Annotated in this window: 32 protein-coding genes; 15 read left to right on the forward strand and 17 right to left on the reverse strand. The window is 66.7% G+C overall.

Annotated features, from left to right (window positions below; translation table 11 throughout):
- Positions 1–3 precede the first annotated feature (3 nt).
- Genes HRV97_RS10570 through HRV97_RS10580 form a run of 3 tightly spaced genes read left to right on the forward strand, consistent with a single transcriptional unit; the run spans position 4 to position 2,670 of the window.
- A complete protein-coding gene (locus tag HRV97_RS10570; protein ID WP_174194240.1) occupies positions 4–753 on the forward strand; it encodes a prepilin peptidase in 750 nt (249 codons plus the stop codon).
- Entirely contained in the window at positions 750–1,208 is a 459-nt protein-coding gene (locus HRV97_RS10575) for a hypothetical protein (RefSeq protein WP_246248680.1), read from the forward strand. The genes HRV97_RS10570 and HRV97_RS10575 overlap by 4 nt, the downstream gene beginning before the upstream one ends.
- Positions 1,209–1,260: 52 nt before the next feature.
- Complete coding sequence (locus tag HRV97_RS10580; RefSeq protein ID WP_174194241.1) at positions 1,261–2,670, forward strand: coniferyl aldehyde dehydrogenase; 1,410 nt, start codon at positions 1,261–1,263, stop codon at positions 2,668–2,670.
- A 70-nt stretch (positions 2,671–2,740) separates the two neighbouring features.
- On the opposite strand, the gene HRV97_RS10585 is transcribed toward HRV97_RS10580, so the two are convergent.
- Positions 2,741–2,899, reverse strand: a complete 159-nt coding sequence (locus HRV97_RS10585; RefSeq protein ID WP_174194242.1) for a YdcH family protein — start codon at positions 2,897–2,899, stop codon at positions 2,741–2,743.
- A gap of 185 nt (positions 2,900–3,084) precedes the next feature.
- Between HRV97_RS10585 and HRV97_RS10590 the strand changes: the two genes are divergently transcribed.
- Both HRV97_RS10590 and HRV97_RS10595 read left to right on the forward strand, forming a co-directional pair.
- Entirely contained in the window at positions 3,085–3,282 is a 198-nt protein-coding gene (locus HRV97_RS10590; RefSeq protein WP_174194243.1) for a DUF465 domain-containing protein, read from the forward strand.
- An 82-nt stretch (positions 3,283–3,364) separates the two neighbouring features.
- Entirely contained in the window at positions 3,365–3,826 is a 462-nt protein-coding gene (locus tag HRV97_RS10595; protein WP_174194244.1) for a DUF1465 family protein, read from the forward strand.
- Between the two features lie 171 nt (positions 3,827–3,997).
- Here the strand turns inward: HRV97_RS10595 and HRV97_RS10600 are convergent, their stop codons facing one another.
- Together HRV97_RS10600 and HRV97_RS10605 are read right to left on the reverse strand one after the other, a co-directional pair.
- The gene (locus HRV97_RS10600) at positions 3,998–4,972 is read right to left on the reverse strand and encodes an NAD(P)H-dependent flavin oxidoreductase (RefSeq protein WP_174194245.1); all 975 of its coding nucleotides are present in this window, start codon (positions 4,970–4,972) and stop codon (positions 3,998–4,000) included.
- A 57-nt stretch (positions 4,973–5,029) separates the two neighbouring features.
- Complete coding sequence (locus HRV97_RS10605) at positions 5,030–5,554, reverse strand: gamma carbonic anhydrase family protein (protein WP_174194246.1); 525 nt, start codon at positions 5,552–5,554, stop codon at positions 5,030–5,032.
- A 59-nt stretch (positions 5,555–5,613) separates the two neighbouring features.
- On the opposite strand from HRV97_RS10605, the gene HRV97_RS10610 reads away from it, so the two are divergent.
- On the forward strand, positions 5,614–5,826 hold the full coding sequence (locus HRV97_RS10610; protein ID WP_174194175.1) for a hypothetical protein: 213 nt from the start codon (positions 5,614–5,616) through the stop codon (positions 5,824–5,826).
- Between the two features lie 7 nt (positions 5,827–5,833).
- Here the strand turns inward: HRV97_RS10610 and HRV97_RS10615 are convergent, their stop codons facing one another.
- The gene (locus HRV97_RS10615) at positions 5,834–7,153 is read right to left on the reverse strand and encodes an MFS transporter (RefSeq protein ID WP_174194247.1); all 1,320 of its coding nucleotides are present in this window, start codon (positions 7,151–7,153) and stop codon (positions 5,834–5,836) included.
- A gap of 401 nt (positions 7,154–7,554) precedes the next feature.
- Here HRV97_RS10615 and pgsA point away from each other — a divergent pair, with 401 nt between their 5' ends.
- From pgsA to HRV97_RS10630, 3 genes are read left to right on the forward strand one after another with little or no spacing between them, the layout of a single operon-like run.
- Positions 7,555–8,121, forward strand: coding sequence for a CDP-diacylglycerol--glycerol-3-phosphate 3-phosphatidyltransferase (pgsA, locus tag HRV97_RS10620; protein WP_174194248.1), 567 nt, complete (start codon positions 7,555–7,557; stop codon positions 8,119–8,121).
- A gap of 4 nt (positions 8,122–8,125) precedes the next feature.
- Positions 8,126–8,377: a molybdopterin converting factor subunit 1 gene (moaD, locus tag HRV97_RS10625; protein ID WP_174194249.1), complete on the forward strand. Its 252-nt coding sequence runs from the start codon at positions 8,126–8,128 to the stop codon at positions 8,375–8,377.
- Positions 8,378–8,388: 11 nt separating this feature from the next.
- Positions 8,389–8,820 carry a molybdenum cofactor biosynthesis protein MoaE gene (locus HRV97_RS10630; protein WP_425505766.1) on the forward strand — a complete coding sequence of 144 codons (432 nt, stop codon included), beginning with the start codon at positions 8,389–8,391 and terminating at the stop codon, positions 8,818–8,820.
- A gap of 391 nt (positions 8,821–9,211) precedes the next feature.
- Here HRV97_RS10630 and HRV97_RS10635 read toward each other — a convergent pair whose 3' ends face one another.
- Positions 9,212–10,114, reverse strand: coding sequence for a hydrogen peroxide-inducible genes activator (locus HRV97_RS10635; RefSeq protein ID WP_174194456.1), 903 nt, complete (start codon positions 10,112–10,114; stop codon positions 9,212–9,214).
- 68 nt (positions 10,115–10,182) lie between these two features.
- A complete protein-coding gene (locus HRV97_RS10640; protein WP_174194251.1) occupies positions 10,183–10,953 on the reverse strand; it encodes a sulfite exporter TauE/SafE family protein in 771 nt (256 codons plus the stop codon).
- Positions 10,954–11,097: 144 nt separating this feature from the next.
- Here HRV97_RS10640 and epsC point away from each other — a divergent pair, with 144 nt between their 5' ends.
- Positions 11,098–11,769, forward strand: a complete 672-nt coding sequence (epsC, locus tag HRV97_RS10645) for a serine O-acetyltransferase EpsC (protein WP_174194252.1) — start codon at positions 11,098–11,100, stop codon at positions 11,767–11,769.
- Positions 11,769–12,113 (forward strand): DUF2794 domain-containing protein, encoded by a 345-nt coding sequence (locus HRV97_RS10650; RefSeq protein ID WP_174194253.1) that lies wholly within the window; start codon positions 11,769–11,771, stop codon positions 12,111–12,113. Before epsC ends, HRV97_RS10650 begins: the two co-directional genes overlap by 1 nt.
- Positions 12,114–12,285: 172 nt before the next feature.
- On the opposite strand, the gene HRV97_RS10655 is transcribed toward HRV97_RS10650, so the two are convergent.
- The 9 genes from HRV97_RS10655 to HRV97_RS10695 all read right to left on the reverse strand — a co-directional run bounded on the left by HRV97_RS10655 (position 12,286) and on the right by HRV97_RS10695 (position 21,135).
- Entirely contained in the window at positions 12,286–13,185 is a 900-nt protein-coding gene (locus tag HRV97_RS10655; RefSeq protein WP_174194254.1) for an SDR family NAD(P)-dependent oxidoreductase, read from the reverse strand.
- 80 nt (positions 13,186–13,265) lie between these two features.
- Positions 13,266–13,757, reverse strand: coding sequence for a hypothetical protein (locus tag HRV97_RS10660; RefSeq protein WP_174194255.1), 492 nt, complete (start codon positions 13,755–13,757; stop codon positions 13,266–13,268).
- Between the two features lie 153 nt (positions 13,758–13,910).
- Positions 13,911–14,603 carry a phosphate regulon transcriptional regulator PhoB gene (gene phoB / locus HRV97_RS10665; RefSeq protein WP_174194256.1) on the reverse strand — a complete coding sequence of 231 codons (693 nt, stop codon included), beginning with the start codon at positions 14,601–14,603 and terminating at the stop codon, positions 13,911–13,913.
- A 6-nt stretch (positions 14,604–14,609) separates the two neighbouring features.
- Positions 14,610–15,314, reverse strand: coding sequence for a phosphate signaling complex protein PhoU (gene phoU / locus HRV97_RS10670; RefSeq protein WP_174194257.1), 705 nt, complete (start codon positions 15,312–15,314; stop codon positions 14,610–14,612).
- 11 nt (positions 15,315–15,325) lie between these two features.
- On the reverse strand, positions 15,326–16,093 hold the full coding sequence (gene pstB, locus HRV97_RS10675; RefSeq protein ID WP_174194258.1) for a phosphate ABC transporter ATP-binding protein PstB: 768 nt from the start codon (positions 16,091–16,093) through the stop codon (positions 15,326–15,328).
- Positions 16,093–17,388 carry a phosphate ABC transporter permease PstA gene (pstA, locus tag HRV97_RS10680; protein WP_174194259.1) on the reverse strand — a complete coding sequence of 432 codons (1,296 nt, stop codon included), beginning with the start codon at positions 17,386–17,388 and terminating at the stop codon, positions 16,093–16,095. Before pstA ends, pstB begins: the two co-directional genes overlap by 1 nt.
- Positions 17,381–18,757, reverse strand: a complete 1,377-nt coding sequence (gene pstC, locus HRV97_RS10685) for a phosphate ABC transporter permease subunit PstC (RefSeq protein ID WP_174194260.1) — start codon at positions 18,755–18,757, stop codon at positions 17,381–17,383. The genes pstA and pstC overlap by 8 nt, the downstream gene beginning before the upstream one ends.
- On the reverse strand, positions 18,757–19,824 hold the full coding sequence (locus HRV97_RS10690; RefSeq protein ID WP_174194261.1) for a substrate-binding domain-containing protein: 1,068 nt from the start codon (positions 19,822–19,824) through the stop codon (positions 18,757–18,759). Before HRV97_RS10690 ends, pstC begins: the two co-directional genes overlap by 1 nt.
- Positions 19,825–19,929: 105 nt before the next feature.
- The gene (locus HRV97_RS10695; protein WP_174194262.1) at positions 19,930–21,135 is read right to left on the reverse strand and encodes an ATP-binding protein; all 1,206 of its coding nucleotides are present in this window, start codon (positions 21,133–21,135) and stop codon (positions 19,930–19,932) included.
- A 140-nt stretch (positions 21,136–21,275) separates the two neighbouring features.
- Between HRV97_RS10695 and HRV97_RS10700 the strand changes: the two genes are divergently transcribed.
- Genes HRV97_RS10700 through HRV97_RS10715 form a run of 4 tightly spaced genes read left to right on the forward strand, consistent with a single transcriptional unit; the run spans position 21,276 to position 23,877 of the window.
- Positions 21,276–21,686 (forward strand): hypothetical protein, encoded by a 411-nt coding sequence (locus HRV97_RS10700; protein ID WP_174194263.1) that lies wholly within the window; start codon positions 21,276–21,278, stop codon positions 21,684–21,686.
- 4 nt (positions 21,687–21,690) lie between these two features.
- A complete protein-coding gene (locus HRV97_RS10705) occupies positions 21,691–21,966 on the forward strand; it encodes an HPr-rel-A system PqqD family peptide chaperone (RefSeq protein ID WP_174194264.1) in 276 nt (91 codons plus the stop codon).
- 13 nt (positions 21,967–21,979) lie between these two features.
- Positions 21,980–22,834 carry an HprK-related kinase A gene (locus tag HRV97_RS10710; RefSeq protein ID WP_174194265.1) on the forward strand — a complete coding sequence of 285 codons (855 nt, stop codon included), beginning with the start codon at positions 21,980–21,982 and terminating at the stop codon, positions 22,832–22,834.
- Complete coding sequence (locus HRV97_RS10715; protein WP_174194266.1) at positions 22,819–23,877, forward strand: nucleotidyltransferase family protein; 1,059 nt, start codon at positions 22,819–22,821, stop codon at positions 23,875–23,877. Before HRV97_RS10710 ends, HRV97_RS10715 begins: the two co-directional genes overlap by 16 nt.
- On the opposite strand, the gene HRV97_RS10720 is transcribed toward HRV97_RS10715, so the two are convergent.
- A complete protein-coding gene (locus tag HRV97_RS10720; protein WP_246248681.1) occupies positions 23,825–24,196 on the reverse strand; it encodes a VanZ family protein in 372 nt (123 codons plus the stop codon). The genes HRV97_RS10715 and HRV97_RS10720 overlap by 53 nt on opposite strands.
- Positions 24,193–24,861, reverse strand: a complete 669-nt coding sequence (locus HRV97_RS10725) for an HAD-IA family hydrolase (protein WP_174194267.1) — start codon at positions 24,859–24,861, stop codon at positions 24,193–24,195. Before HRV97_RS10725 ends, HRV97_RS10720 begins: the two co-directional genes overlap by 4 nt.
- Between the last annotated feature and the right edge of the window lie 59 nt (positions 24,862–24,920).

A 24,920-nucleotide genomic window follows, 5' to 3' on the forward strand; every position in this document is an offset into this window, starting at 1 on the left:
CGCGTGACGGTCGCTTGGTGGGTCGTGTTGCTGAGCATAGCGGGCGCAATCGCGGGTAGTTTCCTGTCGACGATCGTGGTGCGTTGGCCCGAGGATCGCTCGGTATTGCGCGGCCGGTCGGCGTGCGACGGCTGCGGGCGCACGCTCGCATGGTGGGAACTGGTGCCGATCGTCAGCGCGCTCGCCGCCCGCGGGCGCTGCCGTGCGTGCGGCGCGCGGATCGACCCGCGCCACCTCGCCTTCGAGCTCGGATGCGCCGCGATCGGGACCGTCTCTGCGCTGGTCGCGCCGGGGATCGCGGGCGTGGCGGGAGCGCTGTTCGGCTGGCTGCTGCTGACGCTCGCCGTGCTCGACGCCGCCGAATTGTGGCTGCCCGACCCGCTCGTCGCCGCGCTCGCGCTCACCGGGCTGGTCGGCGCAGTCTGGAGCGCGCCGCCACTCGCGGACCGGCTGATCGGTGGCGCGGCCGGTTTCGCTAGCCTGTGGGCGGTCGCGACCGGCTATCGATTGTTGCGTGCGCGGGAGGGGCTGGGAGGGGGCGATCCCAAGCTGTTCGGCGCGATCGGCCTGTGGCTCGGCTGGCGGATGCTGCCGCCGGTGCTGCTGCTCGCCGGACTGGTCGGGATCGGGTTGGTCCTGTTCCAGCATCTGCGCGGGCGGGCGATCGCCGCCGATGACGCGCTGCCGTTCGGCACCTTCCTCAGCATCGCGGCTTACCCGGCGTGGCTGGTCATGATAGGATTGCCGCCATGATCCACGCGCTCCTGTCCGCGCTGCTGCTCGCGCCCGCCGTTCTCGCGGCCGATCCGCCGCCGCCGGTGTCGATCGATGGTTTTCCGATCGGCGGGTTAGGGCGGCAGTCGCTGCCGGCGAAGGGATGCGCCGCCTATCTGTTCAGCACGGGCGCCACGCGCGCGCTGGTCGCGATGGCGGGGGCGGAAGGCGGCACGCTGCGCATCGCGCTCGACGGTCAGGCGCGCGACTATGCGCGCACGGGGCAGGGCGACGCGACCGATCTCGGCTTCGCCAACCAGACGCGCTACGCCGCCGGCGACACTGCCGCGACGCTGACCATGACGATCACGCGCCGCGCCGATCTGGCGCAGGGAGCGATCGTGTCCGATGCCACCTTGCTGGTCGAGCGCGCGGGCAAGGACGGGGTCATTATGCCGCTCGCCGGCATGATCGGCTGCGCCGGCCAGAACTGATAGATCCGATACGACCCGAAGCAACGGGGCGATCGTCGAACGGGAGAGTGGAATGCGAACGATACTCGATGCGCAACGCGCGGCGTTCACCGCGGCGCTGCCCGAATTGCTGTCGGTCCGCCGCGACCGGCTGACCCGCGCCGCCGCGATGATCGCCGACCATGCCGATCGGCTGTGCGACGCGTTGTCGGAGGATTTCGGCCACCGCAGCCGCGAACAATCCATGATGACCGACATCGCCAGCTCGGTCGCGCCGATCCGCCACGCGCTCAAGCATCTCGATCGCTGGGCGCGGCCCGAGAAGCGCGGCGTCCAATTTCCGCTCGGTCTGCTCGGCGCGAAGGCGCGGGTCGAGTATCAGCCCAAGGGCGTCGTTGGCGTGATCGCGCCGTGGAATTTCCCCGTCAACCTCGTCATGTCGCCGCTCGCCGGCATCTTCGCCGCCGGCAATCGTGCAATGGTCAAGACCAGCGAGTTCACGCCGGTGACTGGCGCGTTGATGGCGGAGATCGCACGCCAGTACTTCGACAGCACCGAACTTGCCTTCGTCGAGGGCGGGCCGGAGGTCGGGAAGGCATTTGCCGAGCTGCCGTTCGATCACCTGATCTTCACCGGCGCGACCGGCATCGCGCGCCACATCCTCCACGCCGCTGCCGACCATCTCGTGCCCGTCACGCTCGAACTCGGCGGCAAGTCGCCGGTGATCGTCGGGCAGGACGCCGACATCGCGCGCACCACCCAACGCGTCGCGCTGGGCAAAATGCTCAACGCCGGGCAGATCTGCCTCGCGCCCGACTATATGCTCGTCAGGCCAGACCAGGAGGAGGCGGTCGTCGCCGGGCTCAAGAGCGCGGCGTCGGCAATGTACCCAACGCTGCTCGCCAATCCCGATTACACCGCGATCATCAATGATCGCCATCACCAGCGCTTGACCGACTGGGTCGAGGACGCGCGGGCAAAGGGTGCGCGGGTCGAGGTGGTCAATCCGGCGAACGAGGATTTCGCCGCCACCAACAGCCGCAAGATGCCGCTGACGATCGTGCGCGACGTGACCGACGACATGACGCTGATGCAGGAGGAAATCTTCGGCCCCGTACTGCCGATCCGCCGCTACGATACGCTGGGTGGCGCGATCAATTTGGTAAACGGCCGCGACCGCCCGCTCGCGGTCTATTATTTCGGCGAGGACGAGCGCGAGCAGCGCCAGGTTCTCGACCGCACGATCTCGGGCGGGGCGACGATCAATGACGTGATCTTCCACGTCTCGATGGAGGATCTGCCGTTCGGCGGCGTCGGACCGTCGGGCATGGGCAGCTATCACGGTCTGGACGGATTCCGCACCTTCAGCCACGCCAAGGCGGTGTACCAGCAACCAAAGATCGATGTCGCGAAACTCGGCGGGCTCAAGCCGCCTTATGGTGCTGCCACGCGCCGCGGAATCGCGCAGCGAATGAAGGGGTGAGGCGGGCGCCCGGCGATTGAAGGCTAGGGGTAAGCGCCCGGCGGATGGTCACCGCCGGGCCACGTCCGTGTCAGTGCGCGGCGCTGATTTCTTCCTTCAATCGCAATTTCTGCTTCTTTAGATCGGCCAGCAGCGCGGCGTCGGGCATCGGACGCGACGATTCGGCGTGGATCCGCTGATCGAGCGTCGCGTGCTTGGCCTCCAGCGCCTGGACATGGGCAGTCTGCATCGCACTTTCCTCCTTCGTGGTTGAACGAGACCGAGGATTGAACCACCAATTCGTGTGAAAGTCTCGTGACAATTGGTGGCGATCGGATGGACGGCATCCATCGCGCGACGACGTGCGATTTGCGGCGCGCGCAACCGCCGGCTGCCGTATAGAGGGTGCGTGATGGGCGCTGGGGGCGTGAGCGGGTGGACGAACAACATATCCTGGCGCGGCTGAACCTGCTGCGCATCGAGCACCGCGACCTCGACAGCGCGGTCGCCGCATTGTCCGACGGCGGCGTGCCCGATCAGATGCGGCTCGCGCGGTTGAAGAAGCGCAAGCTCAAGCTGCGCGACGAGATCAGCCAGCTCGAGGACTACTTGATCCCCGACAGTATCGCCTGATCCCGAAATGGAACTGCGCCAGCCATCGATGCGACCACGCGCTCGTGGCGCTGCCGCAATCGCTGTGCAACGAAGCTGAACCATGCTGCACCGCTTTCCCGACCACCGCATCCACCGCCGGCTGATCGATTCGGTGTACGTCGAGGCGATGCTGCTCGCCGACGAGGCACGCAGCTACTTCGACGAGGTCGGGCGCGCCGAGCGCGAGGCGCTGTCGCCGATGGCGCGCGTCGCCTTTTCCTGCGAGTCGCTGAAGGTCACGACGCGGTTGATGCACGTCATCGCCTGGCTGCTGACGCAGCGCGCGGTGATCGCGGGTGAACTGTCGGCGGCACAAGCGACCGAGCCGTCGCGCCGCTTGGGCGAGGCACCCGGTACCGAACCGCTCGTCGCCGCCGACCTGCCGTCGCACGCGCGCCGCATGATCGACGCCAGCATCGACCTGCACCGCCGCGTCGCGCGACTGGACGCCGCGCAACTGCGCGACCTGCCCGATCCCAGCCCCGCGCGGGCGATGCTGGACCGCCTCGCCACGGCGTTCTGAGCGGGCAGGGCGTCTAGCTTACCCTTCACGTCACCCCGGACTTGATCCGGGGTCCCGCTTTTCCTGAACCGAAGGGAGAAAGCGAATCCCGGATCAAGTCCAGGATGACATCGGCTAGAATTCAGCGCCACGATGCGCGAGCACCATCGTGATACCCAGCGTCCGCCCCGCTCAGGCCGCCGCCGCGACCCCGATCCTCTCGCGCGCCGCGCGGTACTCACGCTCCAGCCTGTCGACCCGCGCCGCAACCGTCTCGACCTTGTCGATCGATCCAATTCCCTGGCCCGACCCCCAGATGTCGCGCCACGCCTTCGCCTTGCCGGCATTGTCGCCGCCACCGAAGTTCATCGTCTTATAGTCGCCCGCCGGCAGATTGTCCGGGTCGAGCCCCGCCGCCTGGATCGATCCGCGCAGGTAATTGCCGTGCACGCCCGTGAACAGGTCGGAATACACGATGTCCGCCGCGCGTCCCTCGACGATGCCCTGCTTGTACGCGTCGTCGGCGTTCGCCTCCTCGGTCGCGATGAAGATCGAGCCGGCATAGGCGAAATCGGCCCCCATCGCCTCGGCGGCGAGCACCGCATCGCCGGTGCCGATCGATCCCGATAGCGCGAGCGGCCCATCGAACCACTGCCTGATCTCGCTCACCAGCGCGAAGGGCGAGGTGCGCCCGGCGTGCCCGCCCGCGCCGGCCGCAACCGCGATCAGCCCGTCGGCGCCTTTCTCGATCGCCTTGCGCGCGAAACGGTCGTCGATCACGTCGTGCATCGTGATCCCGCCCCAGCCATGCACCGCGTCGTTCACCTCCGCGCGCGCGCCGAGCGAGGTGATCGTGATCGGCACTTGCCACTTGGCACAGACCGCCAGATCCTGCTCCAGCCGATCGTTCGACTTGTGCACGATCTGGTTGACTGCGAAGGGGGCGGCGGGTCGATCGGGATTGGCGCGGTTGTGCGCGGCCAGTTCCTCGGTGATCCGGTGCAGCCACTCGTCGAGCAGCGTCGCGGGCCGCGCGTTCAGCGCCGGGAACGAGCCGACGATCCCCGCCTTGCACTGCGCGATGACCAACTCCGGCCCGGAGATGATGAACAGCGGCGAACCGATGATCGGCAGGCGCAGGCGGGACAGGATCGCAGGCTTCGACATAAGTCGGGTTATGCAGACGCGCTCGCGGCTGTCCAGCATGCTATTCGGCCGAACGTCCTATTCTACCTCGCGCAACTCCGCCGCCGCGGCACGCCCGTTGGCGACATAATGCGCCGCCGACACCTTCAGCATCGCGATCGCGCGCTCGTCCAACTGCCTAACCGCCTTAGCCGGGCTGCCGACGATCAGGCTGCCCGGCGGAAACGTCTTGCCCTCGGTCACCAGCGCGCCCGCACCGACCAGGCAATCATCCGCGATCACCGCATTGTTGAGCACGGTCGCCCCCATGCCGATCAGCACGCGGTTGCCGATCGTGCAGCCGTGCAGGATCGCGTGGTGCCCGATCGTTACGTCCTCTCCGATCGTCAGCGGCGATCCGGGATCGGAGTGGAGCATCGCGCCTTCCTGCACGTTGCTGCGCGCGCCGATCGGGATCGGCGTATTATCGGCGCGGATCACCGCACGGAACCACACGCTCACGTCCTCGCCCAATTGCACGTCGCCGATCACGTCGGCACTCGGCGCAACCCAGGCGCTTGGGTGGCGTGTCGGGCGCTGGCCCTTGAAGGCATAGAGCGGCATCGGTGAACTCCTCTCCTGTCCCGTTCGGGCACATCCCGTTTCGGCACGCACGTTAACCAATGGCCTCGATCGACCGAAACGTAAACGTCGCGTTTACCAGCGCCATGAAACGCAGACTTGTTCTTACCAACGAAGCCGCCGGCCACCCATTCCGCCGCACGCTGCCACCGCCCGTGGCCCCGGCGAAAGCGCGCCGCGACGACGAGGACGTGCGCCTGTTCGTGCTGAGCTTTTTCGCTTTCTTTATCTGCTTCTACACGCTGATCTTCTGAACGCTGCTCAACCCGCGCAATCGCCCGCCGGGCAGCCGTCGAAGCAGGCGCGGTGCAGCTTCAGCGCGAGCCACGCGCTTACCAGGCACATGCCGGCGACCACGAACAACAGGTCCTCGGCGGTGACGCCCGCCATACTGATCGCGGTCACCACGCCGGCACCGATCACCATCGCGCCGGAGTTCACGACATTGTTCGCCGCCACCGTGCGCGCGGTCTGATCCTCCGCCACCGTGGTGGTCAGGAATGCGTACAGCGGCACCACGAACATGCCGCCCGTCACCGCGATCGCCAGCAGCGCGAGCAGGACGAGCGCCGCGCGCGGCTGCGCGATGAACGCCGTCCAATCATAGAGTTGCCCGGCCGGCGCGGGATCCCATGAGCGCACCAGCAGCGAGAAGATTACCACGAACACGCCCATCGCAAGCACCGACGCGGGTGCGTAGCGCGCCGAGATGCGCCCTTTCAGCATCGTGTTGATGACGACCGACCCGATCGCGATCCCGACCGACAGCGTGCCGGTAAAGATGCTCGCGACCTGCTGGCTGGTGGTTAGCACGTTCTTCACGAGCGGCGGGAAGATGATGATCAGCACCGCGCCAATCGTCCAGAAGAAGCTGATCGAGCAGATTGCCAGGAACAGCCGCGGGATGTGCAAGGTCGCCGACACCAAACGCCACGACGATCGGAACGGGTTGAGGTCGAGCGGGATCGGCGGCCCCAGCCGCGGCGCAGGCGGGACGTGCCGGCCGGAGAACCAGCCGATCACCGCGATCAGCAGCACGCCGACGGCGGCGCTATGCGGCGTGATCCAGCCTGCGACCACCGTACCGGTCAGGATCGCCAGGTAGGTGCCCGCCTCGACCAGCCCGGTCCCGCCCAGCACGTCGCCGCGTGCCAGATGCTGCGGCAGGATCGCGTATTTGATCGGCCCGAAAAAGGTTGAATGCATGCCGAGCAGGAACACCGCGCCCAGCATCAAGGCGATCCCAGTCGTCTGATAAGCGGTATGCGCGACCAGCAACCCGGCCGCGCCGACCAGCATGATGCCGATCTCCGCCGACTTTACGATGCGTATGATGCGCGCCTTGTCGTGGCTGTCGGCCAATTGCCCCGCTAGGGCTGAGAACAACAGGAACGGCAGCGTCGACAAGGCGGTCGCCAGCGCGTTGAAGCTCTGCTCGACCTTGGCATCGTTGAAGATCGCGTAGGTCGCGAACAGGACCATCGCCTGTTTGAACAGATTGTCGTTGAAGGCGCCCAGGAACTGGGTGGTGAACAGCGGCAGGAAATTGCGGCGCTTCAGGAGCCCGAGGGCATTGATCATGACGCGAGAAAAGGCCCGTCCTGTGGCTGTACGATCGCGGGCATAGCCGCTTCGTCGGCGCGGACCAATGCCGATTGTGCGGGCAGGAGTGTGTGTATCGAACAGCCGATAAGGACGTAGCCTGCTGAGCAACATCGCTCGCCACCACCCAAACCCGTCATCCCGGGCTTGACCCGGGATCCCGCTTCTTCTTCGCGCTGCAAGGAAGACGAGGCTCCGCGCCAAGTCCATCGTCACGAGCCAAGGCCCGCAATCACGGACCCCAGCCACCGCTTCCAACCCCATCAATCAGTGCAGGCCTTTGCCGAAACGAACCCAACACGCGCCCGCCGCGTCCGGCATCCTCGCCCGTACCGCCCGCCTCTTGCACCACGCGCCGCCCGGGTCCAAGCGTGACGGCGATGTTGTCGCTTCCCAATCTCCTCACGCTGTCACGCATCGTGATGGTGCCGCTGCTGGTCTGGTTCTTGTGGTGGCCGACCTGGGCGGCGGGGTTCGGCATCGCCTTCGCGCTCTACTGCCTGATGGGCGTGACCGATTATTTCGACGGTTATCTCGCGCGCGCGCAGGGCACGGTGTCGAAGCTCGGCGTGTTTCTCGATCCGATCGCCGACAAGATCATGGTCGCCGCGGTCATCCTGATGCTGGTGGGAACGCGGCATGAGGATGTCGCGGTCATCACCGGCGTTCACATCATCGCCGCACTGGTCATCCTGCTGCGCGAGATCGCGGTCTCGGGTCTGCGCGAGTTTCTGGCCGGACTGCAGGTGTCGCTGCCGGTATCGAAGCTCGCCAAGTGGAAGACGACGCTGCAACTCGTCGCCTTCGGCGCGCTGATCCTCGCCGGCGCACTGCCGGCGGAGACATGGATCAAGGCGGTCGGGCTCGCGAGCCTGTGGGGCGCCGCCGCGCTGACGTTGATCACCGGCTGGGACTACCTGCGTGTCGGTATCAGGCACATGGACTAAGCCCATGCAATTGCTGTACTTTGCCTGGGTGCGCGAGCGCATCGGTATGGGCGCGGAGCAGGTGACGCCACCGCCTGAGGTGGTAACCGTCGCCGATCTCGTCGGCTGGCTGTCGACCCGTAGCGAGGGTCACGCCGCCGCCTTCGCCGATCCCTCACGCCTGCGCGCCGCGGTCGATCAGGCGTTCGTGCCGCTCGACACGCCTATCGTCGGCGCGCGCGAGGTCGCGATCTTCCCGCCGGTGACTGGCGGATGAGCGTGACGTCCATCATCCGCGCCATCGTCACGACGGAATCGCTCGACGTTGCGGCCGAGCATGCCGCGCTCGAACACGGCGGCGCGGTCGCGACCTTTACCGGCCTCGTCCGCGCCGACGACGGCGTCGCGACGCTGGAGCTCGAACATTATCCAGGTGCGACCGAGGCGGCGCTGCGCCGGCTCGCGGAAGAGGCGGTGCAGCGCTGGTCACTGTCAGCCGCCACGATCGTCCATCGCGTCGGCCCGATGCAGCCGGGCGAGCGCATCGTCTTCACCGGCGCAGCATCCGCCCACCGCGCCGCCGCGCTGGAGGCGTGCGCCTTCCTGATCGATCGCCTCAAGACCGACGCGCCATTCTGGAAGCGGGAGGTGGTCAACGGCCAGACCCGCTGGGTCGAAGCACGCGAAACCGACGACCACGCCGCTGACCGCTGGCGCTGACGCGCTGTCCTACACGGTCGCGAGCCTCTACCCACTCCCGGCTCCTTGAACTGCGCTCGTCCAACGACGCGCGCACCGTCCATACGTGCGTCCCACGCTGGACAAGCCGACGCGAGATCAGTCGAGCGTGTCAGGCGCCGCATAGGCGTGACCTTCGCATGACCTTCCGGCGCTCGGCTAAGCAAAGATCCCTCATCATCCCGGACTTGATCCGGGATCCTGCTGCCTTCTCGCATAAGCGAACCGCAGGTCGACGGACGAGCATGCGCCAAACTTATCAGGAATAGCATACCCGCGACGTCATGCGTTGGCGTGACCTTCGTGTGACCTTCCACCGCTCGGCTCACCCGCGACGGCTCGTGTTGGTGTGAACTTCGCGTGACCTTCCGCCTCAGGCAGCCGTCTTCAACACCTCGGCCAGCAATTGGAAATCGCGCTCGCGCGGCGAGGCGCGCCGCCACACCAATGCCAGGGTCCGGTCGGGATGTTCGGCATCCAGCGGACGCGCGGACACCCGCGTGTGATCCAAGATGCCCGCGTCGAGCGCGATCTTCGGCAGCATGGTGACGCCCAATCCATTGTCGACCATCTGCACCACGGTGTGAAGCGACGTGCCCAGCATCGTCGCCTCCGCGCGCAACTCGGGCCGATTGCACGCCGCCAGCGCGTGATCCTTCAGGCAGTGCCCGTCTTCCAGCAGCAGCAGCCGCGTTTCATCAATGTCGGCCGGCTGCACCGATGCTGCGCCCGCTGCCAGCTCGCCTTGCGGAAACGCCAGGTACAACCGGTCGTCGAACAGCGGCGCCACCGTTACATCCCCGCACGCATAGGGCAGGGCGAGCAGCACGCAGTCCGCGCGTCCGTTCGCCAGCGCCTCGCACGCCGGCCCGCTCGGCTCCTCACGCAGGAACAGCTTCAGATCGGGGTAGTCCTTGCGCAGCGTCGGCAGGATGCGCGGCAGCATGAACGGCGCGATCGTCGGAATGACGCTCATCCGCATCTCGCCCGACAGCGGACGCCCGGCGGCGCGCGCCATGTCGCCCAGCTCCTCCGCTTCGCGCAGCACGCGGCGTGCCTTGGCCGCGATCTGGTCACCCAGCGGCGTGAAGCGCACCACGCGGCGCGTGCGCTCGACCAACACCACGCCGATCAGCGTTTCCAGCTCGCGCAGACCCGCGGAAAGCGTCGATTGCGTCACGAAACAGGCGTCCGCCGCGCGGCCGAAATGGCCATGATCCTTCAATGCCACCAGATATTGCAGTTGCTTCAGCGTCGGCAGATAGGTGGCTGACATCATCGCTCCGATCGATCGCAGCATCATGGATAGACGATGCGGTCGATCAAGCAAGCGTTGAAGTTGATCTACATCAAGACGGCGACAATGAAACCGTAGGTGCTGGTGATCGTCAGCACACTGCCGACCAGGATCATCAGCGGCCGCGTTGGTATCTTCTTCGCCAATATCGCGCCGATCGGCGCCGCGGCGACCCCGCCGATCAGCAGGCCGAGCGTCGCGGTGGCGAAATCCTTCAGCCCCAGGTGATAGATGAAGGTCGCCGACACGGTCGCGGTCAGGAAGAACTCGACCGCGTTGACGGTGCCGACGACGCGGCGCGGCTCGACGCCTTGAACCAGCAGGTTGGAGGTCACCATGGGGCCCCAACCACCGCCGCCGACCGCGTCGAGGAACCCGCCGACCAACCCGATCGGTGCCACCACCTTGGCACGCCCGTGCTGCGGAATCGCCATCAACCCGCGCACCAGCAGGTAGATACCCATGGCGACCAGATAGGCGAGCACGAACGGCTTCACCACGCTGCCGTCAATGCTGGTCAGGACATAGGCACCGGTCACCCCGCCGATCAGGCCCGGAACCAGCAACCGGGCGAACAGCTTGCGATCGATGTTGCCGTGCAGCGCGTGGCTAACGCCGGACACGGCGGTCGTGAACGTCTCCACGATGTGCACGTTCGCCGACGCGCGTGCCGGCGGAAGGCCGACCACCGCGACCAGCAGTACGTTACAGATGACGCCGAACGCCATGCCGAGCGCGCCGTCGACCAGCTGCGCGGCAAAGCCGATCGCCACGAACGGCAGGATCGCGGCGGGGTCGATCAGGCTGAGATCAGGCATGTTCACCTCTTGCGGACATCGGCGGGCTGCGTCGAGGTAGAAATCCTATGTTCAGGCTAGGCTTTGCGGCACAGCGTGTCACCGCTGGAAAAGGCCGCGCACCGAACCTAAGTGAGCCGCTCACGCGTATAGGGGCGCGGAACTATGCCTTTTCTTACCTATCTTGATTCGATCCGCGCCCGCGATCCCGCGCCGCGTAGCCGCGCCGAAATTCTTACCTATCCCGGTGTCTGGGCGCTTGGTTGGCACAAGGTGGCACACGCGCTGTTTCGCCGACGGATGTTCTTTCTCGCGCGGTGCGTGAATCACTTTTCGCGCGTCACGACCGCGATCGACATCCATCCGGGCGCAAGTATCGGCCGCAACTTTTTCATCGATCACGGTTTCGTGGTGATCGGCGAGACGGCGGTCATCGGCGATAACGTCACCATCTACCAGTGCGTGACACTGGGGGGCACGAGCCCCGACAATGGTGTCGGCGGAAAGCGGCACCCAACCATCGCCGACGGTGCGATCATCGGGTCGGGCGCGCAGGTGCTGGGACCGATCACGGTTGGCCGGCGCGCACGTGTGGGGGCGAACGCAGTGGTGACGCGCGACGTGCCCGAGGGCGCGGTGATGGTCGGCATTCCGGCTCGGCCGACGATGGTCGAGGGTGGGCAGGCGCCGGAACGCCGCTTTGTGCCCTACGGCACGCCGTGCTCGGAAATGTTCGATCCCGCGACGCAGCAGGTCGAGATTCTGCGATGCGAGTTGGAGGCGATGCGCAAGCGGCTCGATGCGCTGCTCGACGAGCAGGATCGGCGTCGCGCCTGATGGGTGTCGTGACGCCCTTTCCCCAATCGCCGTCGGGGCCGTCACAAGTGCCGTTCGAGCGGGCGGAGTTGACGCGCATCCTCGATCTGTATGGGCGGATGGTCGCGGCGGGGTATTGGCGCGATTACGCAATCGACCTTGGCCGTGAGGCGGCGGTGTTCTCCGCCTTCCGCCGCGCAACCGAGCGGCCCGAGTTCCGGATCGAGAAGCGACCCAGCCTACGCCAGCGTCAGGGTATGTGGGCGCTGATCGGGGAAGCGGGGCAGGTGATCAAGCGTGGGCACGAGATCGGCCCAGTTTTGGCTCCGGTCGAGCGGCGCTTGGTCAAGCTGGTGGGAGAATGACGGCGGCTGCCTGCTAACTTGCATGAGACATTCAGGTGGCGCGTTTGTCGAACAGAAGCGCTGTCTCCAATGATTACTTGTCGATGATCAATCCGGCTATAAGCCCGAGTTGACCCAGCCCTGCTAGGTCGCTGTGGCGGGTGCTTCCATGTCGGAAGCACCCAATTGCCAATCAGCCTTCCTGAAGTTTCTTACCGATCAGCATCGCCTGCGCAGCGCCCGACTCCGGCACGATCTCGTTCGCGCGGTCGGTGATCTGCGCCCAATGCGCCGCGATCCCCTCGGGCGATAGATCGTCGCCCTTAAGTGCTACACCCTGGGTCAGCGTGACGTAGCTCGCCTGGAACACGCCCGCCCCCGCACCGAGGATCTGATTGGTCGGTGCATCCTCGCTGACCAGGAACAGCGCGGCGGGCACGACCTTGTGGGGCGAGAAGGCGTCGAACAATTGTTCGGGAAAGATGTCCTGCGTCATGCGCGTACCCGCCGTCGGAGCGAGCGTATTGACCTTGATGTTGTTTTTCGCGCCTTCGAGGTACAGCGTCTTGGTCAGGCCGGCGAGGCCGAGCTTGGCCGCGCCATAATTCGCCTGCCCGAAGTTGCCGAACAGCCCTGTCGATGACGCCGTCATCAGTACGCGGCCGTAATTCTGCTCGCGGAAGGTGTCCCAGCACGCCTTGGTCGCGTTGGCCGAGCCGATCAGGTGAACCTTGACAACGAAATCGAAGTCGGCAGGCTCCATCTTCGCGAACGACTTGTCGCGCAGCACGCCGGCGTTGTTGATCAGGACGTGGACGCCACCCCATTTTTCCTTCGCCTGCGCGACCATCTCGACCATCTGATCATATTCGGTGACGCTGGCGCCGTTGGCGATCGCCTCGCCGCCCATTGCCTCAATCTCGGCAACCACCTTTTGCGCCGCATCGGACGCGCCTTGGCCGCTGCGATCGCCGCCCAGATCATTGACGACGACCTTCGCACCGCGGCGCGCGAGTTCGAGCGCATATTCGCGGCCTAGACCGCCGCCGGCACCGGTGACGATCGCGACCTTGTCGTCGAAACGGATGGACATGGAAAAGGCGCTCCTGCGTGAAAACTGGAGCGCCTTCCATACTCGTCATTCAAACGGGCGCAACCGCCCGCTTGTGCCGCTTAGCGACGGCGGCGGGTCGCCTTGCGCGAACCGCGCGCGTCGCTCGCCTGCGTGCAGCCGTCATACTGACCGGCCTTGCAGATCGGATAGCTCGCCTTGGGTGCCGGTGCCGGATAGGCGGTGGCCGGATCCTGCGCCGCCTGATAGCGCACGGTCGCGCCCGGCGTCATCTGACCGCTCATCGCCGGCTGGGAAGGCTGGTAGCCGCCTGCCGGAGTGGCCATCGTGCCGTCACCGCCGGTCGTCGGCGCGGGCATGGTCTGCGACTGGTTCATCGGCGCGTTCTGCATCGAACCCTGCGTCGACATGTTGGGATCCGAAGCGGTCGGCGGCGTCGACATCGACGGGTCGGACGACGGCATCGTCGTCGAATCGGTCGGCGGCGCGGTCTGGTCCTGCGGCATCGTGGCACTGCCGTCGGTGGGGGTGGTCGTCTGCGCGATGGCGGGCACCGCAATGAAAGCGGCGGCTGCGAATAGGATCGACTTCATGAGAACTCTCCTGCCGAATATCGGTCGTGTGAAAGACACGCGGTCGGGGGAACGTGCGATCGGCAGGAAGGGTCCATTGTTGCGGGAGCGATCCGACGTCGGCCGGCAGAACGGTCCCGCAACGGGATCAATGTTTCGGTGTGGTCCGCGCTATCAATGCCCGGCATCCAGCGCATAACCGGCTGAGCGCACTGTACGGATGATGTCGGGGCGACCGCCCTCATTGATCGCCTTGCGTAGCCGACGGATGTGGACGTCGACGGTGCGGCTCTCGATGTCGCTGTCGTGGCCCCAGACGCTGTCGAGCAGCCGCTCGCGCGAGAAGACGTGACCGGGATGTTCGAGGAAGTGCTTGAGCAGGCGAAATTCGGTCGGCCCGAGCGGGATCACCTCGCCGCTGCGGCGAACCTTGTGGCCGACCGTGTCCATTTCGAGGTCGGAATAGCTCAGCGCCTCACCCGCGAGTGCAGGGCGGACGCGGCGCAGCACCGCGCCGACGCGAGCGACCAGTTCGCGCGGGGAGAAAGGCTTGGTGACGTAATCGTCCGCCCCCGTCTCGAGTCCGCGGACGCGGTCCTCTTCCTCGCCGCGCGCGGTCAGCATGATGATCGGCACGTTCTGCGTCTCGGCGGCGCGGCGCAGCCGGCGGCAGACCTCGATGCCGGAAATACCCTCGACCATCCAGTCGAGCAGCACGATGTCGGGCGGCGTCTCGCGCGCGAGCAGCAGCGCTTCCTCGCCATCGATCGTGTGCTGCACGTCGAAATTCTCGCGGGCGAAATGCCAGACGAGCAGTTCGGCGAGGCTCGCATCGTCCTCGACCAGCAACATGCGTGCGCGTGCCATTGTGGGTCAGCTCCTTGGCGAAAAGGTGGGTTCGGACCGCTCGCGGTCGGCGATCGACGTGCCGTGCGCGGCGAAGTGGATCATCTCGGCGACGTTGGTCGCATGGTCGCCGATCCGCTCCAGATGCTTGGCGACGAACAGCAGATGCGCGCACTGGCTGATCGTTTTCGGGTTCTCGACCATGTAGGTGACGAGCGTGCGAAAGATGCTGTCGTAGAAATCGTCCAGCGCATCGTCGCGCTCGCAGATCGCGACTGCGGCATCGGGATCGCGCGCGGCAAAGGCGTCGAGCACGTCGCGCACCATGTCCGCCGCCATCCGCGCCATCGCAGGAAGGGTCGAGATCGGGTCGATGCGGTGTTCGCTGTCTATCTGCGGCACGCGTTTCGCGATGTTCTTGGCATAGTCGCCGATCCGCTCGACCACCGTCGCAATCTTGAGCGCGGCGACGACCTCGCGCAGATCATTCGCCATCGGTGCACGCAGTGCGATGATGCGCACGACCGCGCGCTCGACCTCGTGCTGAATTGCGTCGATCTTGCGATCGTCGGCGCGGACCTGCGCGGCGAGTTCGTGATCGCCGCGCTGGAGCGCCAGCATCGCATTGCCGATCGCCGCCTCGGCGAGTCCACCCATCTGCGAGATCAGCCCGCGTAATTGCCCGATGTCCTGGTCGAACGCCTTGACCGTATGTTCCTGGCTGCTTGCCATTGCTCTATCCCTCAGCCGTACCGGCCGGTGATGTAATCCTTGGTCCGCTCCTGGCGGGGATTGGTGAAGATGTCGGAGGTGTCGCCGTATTCGATCAACTGTCCGAGGTGAAAGAAGGCTGTCCGCTGGCTGACGCGTGCGGCCTGTTGCATGTTGTGCGTGACGATCACGATCGCGTAGCGGCCGCGCAGGTCGTGTATTAGTTCCTCGATCCGCGCGGTGGCGATCGGATCAAGCGCGGAGCACGGTTCGTCCATCAGGATCACCTCCGGGTCGACCGCGATCGCGCGCGCGATGCACAATCGCTGCTGCTGACCACCTGACAGCGCGGTTCCGGAGTGGGACAGGCGATCCTTGACCTCGTTCCACAACCCGGCGCGTGTCAGCGAGCGCTCGACGATGCGGTCGAGCTCGGCCTTTGACTGAGCCAGCCCGTGTATCTTGGGGCCGTAGGCGACGTTCTCGTAGATAGACTTAGGAAACGGATTGGGTTTCTGGAAGACCATTCCAACCCGCGCACGCAATTGCACCACGTCCATATCGCGCGCGTAGATGTCCTCGCCGTCGAGCCTGATGTCGCCCGACACGCGCGCGGTTGGGATCGTGTCGTTCATGCGGTTGAGACTGCGCAGGAAAGTCGACTTCCCGCAGCCCGACGGACCGATGAAGGCGGTAACGTCCTCCTGGTACACGTCGATCGACACGTCGCGGATCGCATGGTTCGCGCCGTAAAAGACGTCGACGTGGCTCGCGGTCATCTTGGGCGGGTTGTTGCTCATCACCAGCGCGTCTCGAAACGGTTGCGTAGGAAGATCGCGACGCCGTTCATCGCGAGCAGGAATACGAGCAGCACCAGGATGGCCGCCGACGTCTTTTCGACAAAGCCGCGGCTGACCTGGTCGGACCACAGAAAGATCTGCACCGGCAAGGCGGTTGCGGGATCGGTCAGCCGGTCGGGCGGCGCGGCAATAAAGGCGCGCATCCCGATCATCAGCAGCGGCGCGGTTTCGCCCAGCGCCCGCGCCATGCCGATGATGGTCCCGGTCAGGATACCGGGCGCGGCGAGCGGCAGGACGTGGTGCGACACGACCTGGATCGGCGACGCGCCGACCGCGAGTGCGGCATCGCGGATCGAAGGCGGCACCGCGCGGATCGCGTTGCGCGACGCGATCACGATCACCGGCATCGTCATCAGCGCGAGCGTCAGCCCGCCGACAAGGGGCGCCGAGCGCGGCAGATGGAGCGTGCCGAGGAACACCGCGAGTCCGAGCAGCCCGAACACGATCGAGGGAACGGCCGCGAGATTGTTGATCGACACCTCGAGGAAATCGGTCGCGCGGTTCCGCGGCGCATATTCCTCGAGATAGATCGCCGACAGCACGCCGACCGGAAAGGCGAGCGCGAGCGTAACGAGCATGGTCAACAGCGATCCCTTGAGCGCGCCCCAGATCCCCGCGCGCGTCGCGTCGGTCGAATCGGCGCCGGTGAAGAAATCCCAAGCCATCCCGCGCGACAGCCGGGGACCAAGCGCGGCGACGACGCGCTCCGCGGCGGGCGTGCCGGTGCCCTTTGCCCCGACGTCGATCGCGCTCGCGACCGGCAGGTCGATCGTGAACGGTCGCGCCAGCAGGTGCGGATCGCGCTTCAATCGGTCGCGCACGCGCAGCCATGCGCCGTCCGAGAGCAACGCCGCACCGCCCTCGGTAAGATAAGCGCGGTTCGCTGCCGCATCCACTGCGCGCTCCAGCCCCGCACCCGACAGCGCGAGGTCGGCGCCGGGCCCGCGCAGTCGCTCCGCACTCAGCCCGAGACGCGCCTGGCGCAGATCGAGCGGCAACGCGACGCGCGTCTCGACGAAACCCAGGTGACCTTGCGCGATCATCACGATCAGCAGGAAGGCGAGGAACCCCGCGGAGATAACCACTGCGCCGAGCCCGAGCAGGCGGAAACGACGTTCCGCGGCGTAACGACGGCGGATGCGCCGCTCCATCGCGCTGCTGCGCCAATCGGTCGGGCGGTGCGGCTCGACCTCGGCGGTGCTCAACGGCGCTTCGAGGACGAGCGACTTACTCATACGCCTCGCGGTAGCGGCGCACGACCATCAGTGCGACGACGTTCAGCAGCAAGGTGACGACGAACAGCGTGAGCCCGAGCGCAAAGGCGGCGAGCGTCTTCGCGGAGGCGAACGCCGCCTCGCCGGTCAGCAGGTCGACGATCTGCTTGGTGACGGTGGTGGTGCTGGCGAACGGATTGAGCGTCAGCGTGGCAACGCCCGAAGCAGCCATGACGACGATCATTGTCTCGCCGACTGCGCGGCTGACCGCGAGCAGCACGCCGCCGATCACGCCGGGCAGTGCTGCGGGCACCAGCACGCGCTTGATCGTCTCCGCGCTCGTCGCCCCCATCGCGAGACTGCCATCGCGCATCGATGCCGGGACGGCGGCGAGCGAATCGTCCGCCATCGAGGAGACGAACGGGATGATCATGATCCCCATCACCAGCCCGGCGGCGAGCGCGCTCTCCGAGGAGGCCGAGGCAATGCCGAGTGCCGCACCCACCTGTCGCACCGCGGGCGCGACCGTCAGCGCGGCGAGATAGCCGTAAACGACGGTCGGCACGCCGGCGAGCACCTCCAGCAGCGGCTTCATCCAGCGGCGCGCGCGCGGGGTCGCATATTGCGTCAGGTAGATCGCGCTCATCAGCCCGAGCGGCACCGCGACCGCCATCGCGATCACCGCCCCGATGAAGAACGTGCCCCAGAACAGCGGCAATGCGCCGAGCGCCGCACCGGAATCGCGCGGGTCAATCACCCCCGGGTTCCAGCGCGTGCCGAGCAGGAAATCGCCGACCGGCACGATCCGGAAAAAGCGCGCGCTCTCGATTAACAGACTGAGCACGATCCCCACGGTTGTCGCGATCGCGACGAGGGAGGCGGCGAGAAGCAGCCACATGACCAGCCGCTCGTTGCGTGTCCGCGCAGAAAACCCAGGCCGCACGCGAAGAAACGACCACGCGCAACCGGCAAAGGCGAGCAGCAACGCGATAGCGGTACCGATTGCATCGAAACGCGCCTGTGCTGCGGCGTAACCCGGTGCGAGCCGGTCGGCGAGTGGCGTAAACGCCCCAAAAGCGCGATTGGCCGCGATCTCACGCGCTTCGGACAGGATCGCAGCACGGTCGAACCCCGCCGGGGGCAGCGCTGCGGCGCCCGGCGTGGCGAGCACGGCATCGGTCACCAGCGCGGGCGAGACGAAATACCAGAGCAGCAGAAAGGTCAGTGCGGGCACCACCGTGCACAACGCCACATACCAGCCGTGATGCTGCGGCAACGAGCTGAACCGCTGGCGCGCGCCACGCCGAAATCGCCGCGCCCGCGTCCGCGCCACCACCCAGGCGACGAGACCCAAGGCGGCGATCAGAAACAGGAGCGTCAGCGACGACATCAACCGATCACGTCGGAGTCTAGGGAGCCGGGATCGAGCGCGCGATTGTGCAGGATGGTGTCGGCGGCGCGCGCGCGCACGCTCGCCGGGCTGGGGATCAGGCCGCGGCGGGTCAGCGCGCCACCTGGCGCCCAATCGCCGGCATAGAGCGCGATGAAGCGGCGTAGCCCGGGCACCGCGCGCAGGTGCGCGCGCTTGACGTAGACGTAGAGCGGGCGAGCACCGGGATAGCGGCCATCGGCGATCGCCTGATATGTCGGCTCAACGCCGCTGATCGCGACGCCGCGCACCGCGTCGCTGTTCTCCTCCAGGTAACTGTAGCCGAAGATGCCGATCGCGTCGGGGTTGGCGCCTAGCTTTTGAACGATCAAGTTATCGTTCTCGCCCGCGTCGATATAGGCGCCGTCGTCGCGCACGGTCAGGCAACGCGCATCGAACGCCGCACGGTTCCGCTCGCGCAATTCGGCAAGATTTGGATCGAGCGCCTCGCACCCACGCGCCAGGATCAGCTCGGCGAACGCCTCGCGCGTGCCGCTGGTCGCAGGCGGGCCGTAGACGCGGATCGGTGTTGCGGGCAGCGCCGGGTCGAGATCGCGCCAGGTGCGGCTGCGATTGAGCTGGCCGTTCGGCGCGGCGGCGAGCGCCCGGAACAGCAGGGCAGGCGTCAAACGCATCGGCGGCCCTTGTCGCGCCTCGGCTAAGGCGATCCCGTCGATGCCGATCTGCACCTCCATCAGGTCACCCGCGCCGTGCCGCGCGCATTCGTCATATTCGCTGCGCTTCATCCGTCGCGATGCGTCGACGAGGTCGGCGTAGGAGGCACCGATACCGGCGCAGAACAGGCGTATGCCGGCACCGGTGCCAGTCGACTCGATCACGGGCGGCCGCGCATCAGGGTTGGCGGCGAGATATTGTTCGGCGATCAGGGTTGTGAAGGGATAAACGGTCGAGGAGCCGACAACGCGGATCTGGTCGCGCGCACCCGCGCCGCCGCCCGCCGCCTGATCCACGCAGGCGCCGAGCGCGACCGGCAGCCATGCCGCGAGCGCCAGGACGTGACGACGCATCGTTTCCCCGATTGAACGGTCGCGCCCCCGCGGCGCCAACCCCCGCCAGGCTCCGTGTGACACTCGCGTTACCGCTTGATGACAGCGGCTCCGGCTAGCGCGCGGTCAGCGCTCGGCGGCGCGAAGCGTGACGGTCACGCGCGTGCCCTTGCCGACGGTGCTGGCGATATCGAAGCGGCCCCGGTGACGCTCGACGATGTGCTTGACGATCGCGAGGCCGAGGCCGGTGCCGCCGAGCGAGCGGCTGCGTCCGGCGTCGACGCGGTAGAAACGCTCGGTCAGCCGGGGGATGTGCTCGGGCGCGATGCCCTCGCTCTCGTCCTCGATCTGCATTACCACTGCATCACGCGGGCCAGCCTGTAGGGTGACAGTAACCGGTGTACCGGTGCGGCCATATTTCATCGCGTTACCAATCAGATTGTGCAGCACCTGTGACAATTGCACGCGGTCGCCCGCGACCGGCGGCACGTTCTCATCGAGTTGCAGCACAATATCCTCGCCGCGCGTGCCGCGGCTGTGACGCAGCGCCTCGTGCACTTCGACCGCGAGCAGGTTCAGGTCGACGGTGGCCGAGGGAAGGCGAAACTTCTCCGCCTCGATCCGTGACAGGCTCATCAGATCCTCAACCAGCCGCTCCATGCGCGTCGCCTCGTCGAACACGATGCCGAGGAAACGTTGGCGGATCGCGGGATCGTCGCCGGCCTCGTCGCTGAGCGTCTCGACATAACCGAGGATCGAGGACAAGGGCGTGCGCAGCTCGTGGCTCGCGTTGGCGACGAAGTCGACGCGCATCCGCTCGGCGGCGTGCTGCCCGGTCTGATCGAGCAGGTGGACGATCTGCGTACCCGGCGCGGTTTCGGTCGCGCGCATCTGCCAGCGACGGTCCTGTGCGCCGAGGCCGACGAGTTCGATCGGCGCGGTGCCGCGCTCGGCAGGGGGCAGGGCAAGATAATCGCTGGCGGCGGGGTGGCGGATCGCCGTGCGGATATCCTCGCCGATGATATGCTGCCCCAGCAGGGTGCGCGCGGGACGGTTGGCCGCGATCACGCGGTCCTGGCGCACCATCACGACCGGATCGAGGATCGCCTCCAGCACCGGCGCGAGTTCAAGCGGTTGGTCGCCATCGCCGTCGCTGTCTGCCTCCATAGTATCCGAATCGCCGATGTTGCGCGCGATCACGGTCGCGGTCGCGCCGCCGACCAGCGCGATCAGCGCGAGCTGCACATCGCGCGAATAGGCAAAGACGATGGCGGCGGTCACCACCGCGATCGTGCCGGCAAGCCAGGTGCGGAGCGCGAAACCTTCGATCACGCTTCGTCGCCTAGCCGTTTCGCGACGGAGGGCAAGCGTCCGTCCGCACGGTGGTAAACGTGCCCGAATGGTACGCCCTCAACGCCGCGCTTGCCGCAACATTAGGATTGTGGAAGGGCGAAGGCTGTTAGAAGGGCTCGATGGACGAAGATACTCCCACCGGTGTCGACGGCGAAGCGAACGGCGCCACGCGTCGCCGCGCGTTGATGCTGGGCGCAGTCGGTGCGGCGTCGGTGGTGTCGATCCGCCCCGCGCTGGCGCAGGCGGCAGGATCGGTGCTGATGTGCGACATTCCTGTGCCCGACGCTGGCCGTTCGCGCGGGTACATCAGTAAGGACGGAGAGGTCGTGGCGGCGGGAACTGCGGGTTCCTTTGCACCGCCCAGTCGCCCGTTGAAGGGCGAAGAGGTGCGCCGCGCGCTGGCGAGCGGATCGAACCTGCCCGGTTACGATTACGAACGCAGCCGCGCGTACCTCCGATACGTTCAGCGATTGCAGCGGGGCACGGCAGGGTTCACCTGCTTCGCCTCGGTTCAGATGCTGAGGAAATAGGCGATTGTCCGCGACGCGCTACCGCGCGCCGCCCGCCGACGCGCTGTTGATCCGTGAGCTCGACGGATTGGTCGCGCTGTATCACCGACCATCGGGCGCGACGCACCTGCTCGCGTCGCCCGCGCCCGAACTTCTCGACTTGTTGGCCGAAGGCACGATGACGCGCGACGAACTGCTCGCGCGGCTGGTCGAGCGGTACGATGTGGCGGACGCGGCGGGTGACCTGCTGGATGCCAGGCTCAGCGAACTGATGCTGGTCGGCCTAGTGAGCACGACGTGAGACACGTACCGGCATGAAACATGTCGCGGCGGTGAGGGTCGGGCCGATCGGTTTTCGCGTCGGCAGCGACTTCGCGGCGCCGATTGCGGCTTTGCGCGCGCTCTACGCCGATTATCCGGTGCCGGAGATCGCGCACTTCACCGTGCGGCTCCCGGCAGTAGCACCGTGGCGCCGGTTCGTGCGTCCTGCGGTGAACATCGCGGGCGATTACATGCTGCCCGACACGGCGCCGCTGCCGCTCGCGCACGGACTGCTCGCGGCGGAGATGGCGATGAACCTTCAGGTCGCGCTCGGCCATCGTCGCCACCTGCTGCTCCATGCTTCCTGTGTCGAGCGCGATGGGCGCGCGCTGATCATGACGGGCGAGTCGGGCGCGGGTAAGTCGACGCTGGCGGCGCTGCTGGGTGCGCGCGGGTGGCGGTTCATGGGCGACGAGTTCGTGTTGCTCGATACCGTGAGTGGCGAGGCATACGCCTTTCCGCGGCTGATCAGTTTGAAGAATGAGGCCATTGCGGTGGTCGAACGCGCGCTGCCGGGAGAGCGCTTCGGACCGATGCTGCGCGCGACGCCCAAAGGCGACATTCGCCACCTAGTGCCATTCCGCGACGCGATCGCGCGAATGGACGTGCCGGCCACCCCCGCGCTGTTGCTGTTTCCCAGCTTCGGATCGGCGCGCGACGTGCGGGAGGTAGGCGTGGCCGAAGCGTTCGTGCGGCTGACGCAGGCGTCCACCAATTACGCCGCGCTAGGCGAAAGTGGTTTTCGCGTGCTGACCGATTTGGTCGGGCGCGTCCCCGCGCGCGCGATCGATTATCCCGATGGGGAGAGCGGTCTCGCCATGGTGGAAGCATTGTGGAGCGCGCTGTGAACGCGGCGCGGTTGCTCGCGCGCGTGCTTGCCCGGCCCGATCGTGCCGGTGCACTTGGTGCTGCCGACTGGTCTGCGCTTATTACCGCGGCGCGAGCGGAACAGTTGATCGGAACGCTCGCGCTGCGGGTCGATGTGGGCGCGGTGCCGCCAGTCGTTGCCGAGTTACTGCGCGACGCCCGCGATGCCGCGACCGAACAGCGGCGCGCCGCCTTGTGGGAGGCGGAGATGATGCGCCGGGTGCTCGCGCCCCTCGCAGTGCCGCTGATCTTGTTGAAGGGCACGGCATTCGTGGCGAGCGGACTGGCGGCGGGGCAAGGGCGTCACATCGGCGACCTCGACGTGCTGGTGCCGCGCGCGTCGATCGCGTTGGTCGAGCAAGTGTTGCTGGCGGCGGGCTGGGAATGGGCCAAACCCGACGCTTACGATGAGCTCTATTACCGCCGTTGGATGCACGAGCTGCCGCCGCTCATCCATCGCGAGCGTGACCGGATGATCGACGTGCATCACACGATCCTGCCACCCACCGCGCGGCCGACGCCCGATGCCGACGCGCTGATCGCGGGGGCGGTGCCGCTGGGCAACGGGTTGGCTGTGCTCGCGCCCGCCGACATGGTGATCCACGCCAGCCTTCACCTGTTCGCCGATGGCGATTTGAGCGGCGGATTGCGCAACCTTTGGGACATCGACCGGCTGTTGCGCGAGTTCGCCGACGACGATGCGGACTTCTGGCTCAAGCTCCATGCGCGGGCGGCAGAGCATCAGGCGAGCCGGTACGTGGCGCGTGCGGCGCGGCTGGCGGCGCGGTTGTTCGATACCCCGATCCCGGCGGCGTGGCGGCGCCGGAATGTGAGCGATCGACTATATGCGCGGCGGTTCCTCGCGCGCGATGGCTGGGGCCGTGAGACGTGCCCGGCGACGCGGTTCGCCTTCTACGTCCGCTCGCACTGGATCCGGATGCCGCCGCTGATGCTCGCACGGCACCTGCTGATCAAGGCGCAACGGCGCGCCGGCTCGGGCGGAGATGACGCGCGAGCGCGATGACGACCAGCACCGCGACGATGATGAAGGTATCGGCGACCCAGTCCATCACGTCGCAGTCGCGGTGCAGCGCCGGGATCGACTGAAACACCTCGACGAGCGCACCGAGGAACGACAGGCGCTCGCCGATGCGCGGGAGCGGCGTGGTGGGGAAGGCGAGCGCGTAGAGGATCGTCAGCGTGCCGAACGCCAGCATGTGCTGATATTTGTCGCCAACCTCGACGACCCCTGGCGGATGCGGCAGCAATGCCATCGTTACCGCGAAGCAGGTCGCGACGAGCAGCAGGAAACGCCAGACGAATTGCATGCGCGGGCCGGTCATAGCTGCTCCAGCGTGGGAATGAGTTGATCGAAATGGTCGATGATCGCGCTGGCGCCGAGTTCGTCGACGCCGGTGCGGGTAAAGCCGTGGCGATAGACGATCGCGGGCACATCGGCGGCCTGCGCGGCAGTGACGTCGTAGATCGAGTCGCCCACGAAGGCGGCGCGACCGCCGCCCGCGGCGGTAATCATCGCCTTGATCGGTGCGGGTGAGGGCTTCTGTTTGCCTGACCCAAGCGTGTCGCCGCCGATGATTGTCGTGAAACGTCCTGTGAGCCCGAGTTTGTCGAGCAGCGCGTGCGTGAAACGTTCGATCTTGTTGGTTGCCACCGCCAGCCTGACGCCGCGCACGGTGAGGTTGTCCAATGCGGTGATCACGCCGGGATACGGCGCTGAATTGACGCAGATATTGGCTTCATAGTGAGTAAGCAGCCGCTCGTGTAGAAAGTCGAGTTCGGCCTCATCATATCCGCCGGTCGCGTCCAGCGCTTGCGCCAGCATGTGGCGCGCGCCACCGCCGATCATCGTCACGATCTGCGCGATCGGCAACGCCGGCCGATGCGCGACGCCGAGCGCGTGATTGACCGCGCCGGCAAGATCGCCTGACGTGTCGACCAACGTACCGTCGAGGTCGAAACCGACGATGTCGAACGGGAATGCTGTCATCGCCGCGCCCGTGCCCGTGTGAGGCCAAGGTGGCAAGCGCGCTCCTTTCCGATCGCTTA

This window comes from Sphingomonas hominis (genome assembly GCF_013328205.1).
Classification (GTDB): Bacteria; Pseudomonadota; Alphaproteobacteria; order Sphingomonadales; family Sphingomonadaceae; genus Sphingomonas; species Sphingomonas hominis.

What these genes read in the sequence shown, in the direction of transcription:
- HRV97_RS10655 (WP_174194254.1), bottom strand. Translation starts at nt 13,185, where the DNA reads ATGTCCATCCGTTTCGACGACAAGGTCGCGATCGTCACCGGTGCCGGC.
- HRV97_RS10610 (WP_174194175.1), top strand. Translation starts at nt 5,614, where the DNA reads ATGGCCTCGATCGACCGAAACGTAAACGTCGCGTTTACCAGCGCCATG.
- HRV97_RS10615 (WP_174194247.1), bottom strand. Translation starts at nt 7,153, where the DNA reads ATGATCAATGCCCTCGGGCTCCTGAAGCGCCGCAATTTCCTGCCGCTG.
- HRV97_RS10635 (WP_174194456.1), bottom strand. Translation starts at nt 10,114, where the DNA reads ATGTCAGCCACCTATCTGCCGACGCTGAAGCAACTGCAATATCTGGTG.
- HRV97_RS10725 (WP_174194267.1), bottom strand. Translation starts at nt 24,861, where the DNA reads ATGACAGCATTCCCGTTCGACATCGTCGGTTTCGACCTCGACGGTACG.
- HRV97_RS10605 (WP_174194246.1), bottom strand. Translation starts at nt 5,554, where the DNA reads ATGCCGCTCTATGCCTTCAAGGGCCAGCGCCCGACACGCCACCCAAGC.
- HRV97_RS10660 (WP_174194255.1), bottom strand. Translation starts at nt 13,757, where the DNA reads ATGAAGTCGATCCTATTCGCAGCCGCCGCTTTCATTGCGGTGCCCGCC.
- HRV97_RS10640 (WP_174194251.1), bottom strand. Translation starts at nt 10,953, where the DNA reads ATGCCTGATCTCAGCCTGATCGACCCCGCCGCGATCCTGCCGTTCGTG.
- HRV97_RS10595 (WP_174194244.1), top strand. Translation starts at nt 3,365, where the DNA reads ATGCTGCACCGCTTTCCCGACCACCGCATCCACCGCCGGCTGATCGAT.
- pgsA (WP_174194248.1), top strand. Translation starts at nt 7,555, where the DNA reads ATGTTGTCGCTTCCCAATCTCCTCACGCTGTCACGCATCGTGATGGTG.
- HRV97_RS10575 (WP_246248680.1), top strand. Translation starts at nt 750, where the DNA reads ATGATCCACGCGCTCCTGTCCGCGCTGCTGCTCGCGCCCGCCGTTCTC.
- phoB (WP_174194256.1), bottom strand. Translation starts at nt 14,603, where the DNA reads ATGGCACGCGCACGCATGTTGCTGGTCGAGGACGATGCGAGCCTCGCC.
- phoU (WP_174194257.1), bottom strand. Translation starts at nt 15,314, where the DNA reads ATGGCAAGCAGCCAGGAACATACGGTCAAGGCGTTCGACCAGGACATC.
- pstB (WP_174194258.1), bottom strand. Translation starts at nt 16,093, where the DNA reads ATGAGCAACAACCCGCCCAAGATGACCGCGAGCCACGTCGACGTCTTT.
- HRV97_RS10580 (WP_174194241.1), top strand. Translation starts at nt 1,261, where the DNA reads ATGCGAACGATACTCGATGCGCAACGCGCGGCGTTCACCGCGGCGCTG.
- moaD (WP_174194249.1), top strand. Translation starts at nt 8,126, where the DNA reads ATGCAATTGCTGTACTTTGCCTGGGTGCGCGAGCGCATCGGTATGGGC.
- pstC (WP_174194260.1), bottom strand. Translation starts at nt 18,757, where the DNA reads ATGTCGTCGCTGACGCTCCTGTTTCTGATCGCCGCCTTGGGTCTCGTC.
- HRV97_RS10710 (WP_174194265.1), top strand. Translation starts at nt 21,980, where the DNA reads ATGAAACATGTCGCGGCGGTGAGGGTCGGGCCGATCGGTTTTCGCGTC.
- HRV97_RS10650 (WP_174194253.1), top strand. Translation starts at nt 11,769, where the DNA reads ATGGGTGTCGTGACGCCCTTTCCCCAATCGCCGTCGGGGCCGTCACAA.
- pstA (WP_174194259.1), bottom strand. Translation starts at nt 17,388, where the DNA reads ATGAGTAAGTCGCTCGTCCTCGAAGCGCCGTTGAGCACCGCCGAGGTC.
- HRV97_RS10600 (WP_174194245.1), bottom strand. Translation starts at nt 4,972, where the DNA reads ATGTCGAAGCCTGCGATCCTGTCCCGCCTGCGCCTGCCGATCATCGGT.
- HRV97_RS10700 (WP_174194263.1), top strand. Translation starts at nt 21,276, where the DNA reads ATGGACGAAGATACTCCCACCGGTGTCGACGGCGAAGCGAACGGCGCC.
- HRV97_RS10585 (WP_174194242.1), bottom strand. Translation starts at nt 2,899, where the DNA reads ATGCAGACTGCCCATGTCCAGGCGCTGGAGGCCAAGCACGCGACGCTC.
- HRV97_RS10690 (WP_174194261.1), bottom strand. Translation starts at nt 19,824, where the DNA reads ATGCGTCGTCACGTCCTGGCGCTCGCGGCATGGCTGCCGGTCGCGCTC.
- HRV97_RS10720 (WP_246248681.1), bottom strand. Translation starts at nt 24,196, where the DNA reads ATGACCGGCCCGCGCATGCAATTCGTCTGGCGTTTCCTGCTGCTCGTC.
- epsC (WP_174194252.1), top strand. Translation starts at nt 11,098, where the DNA reads ATGCCTTTTCTTACCTATCTTGATTCGATCCGCGCCCGCGATCCCGCG.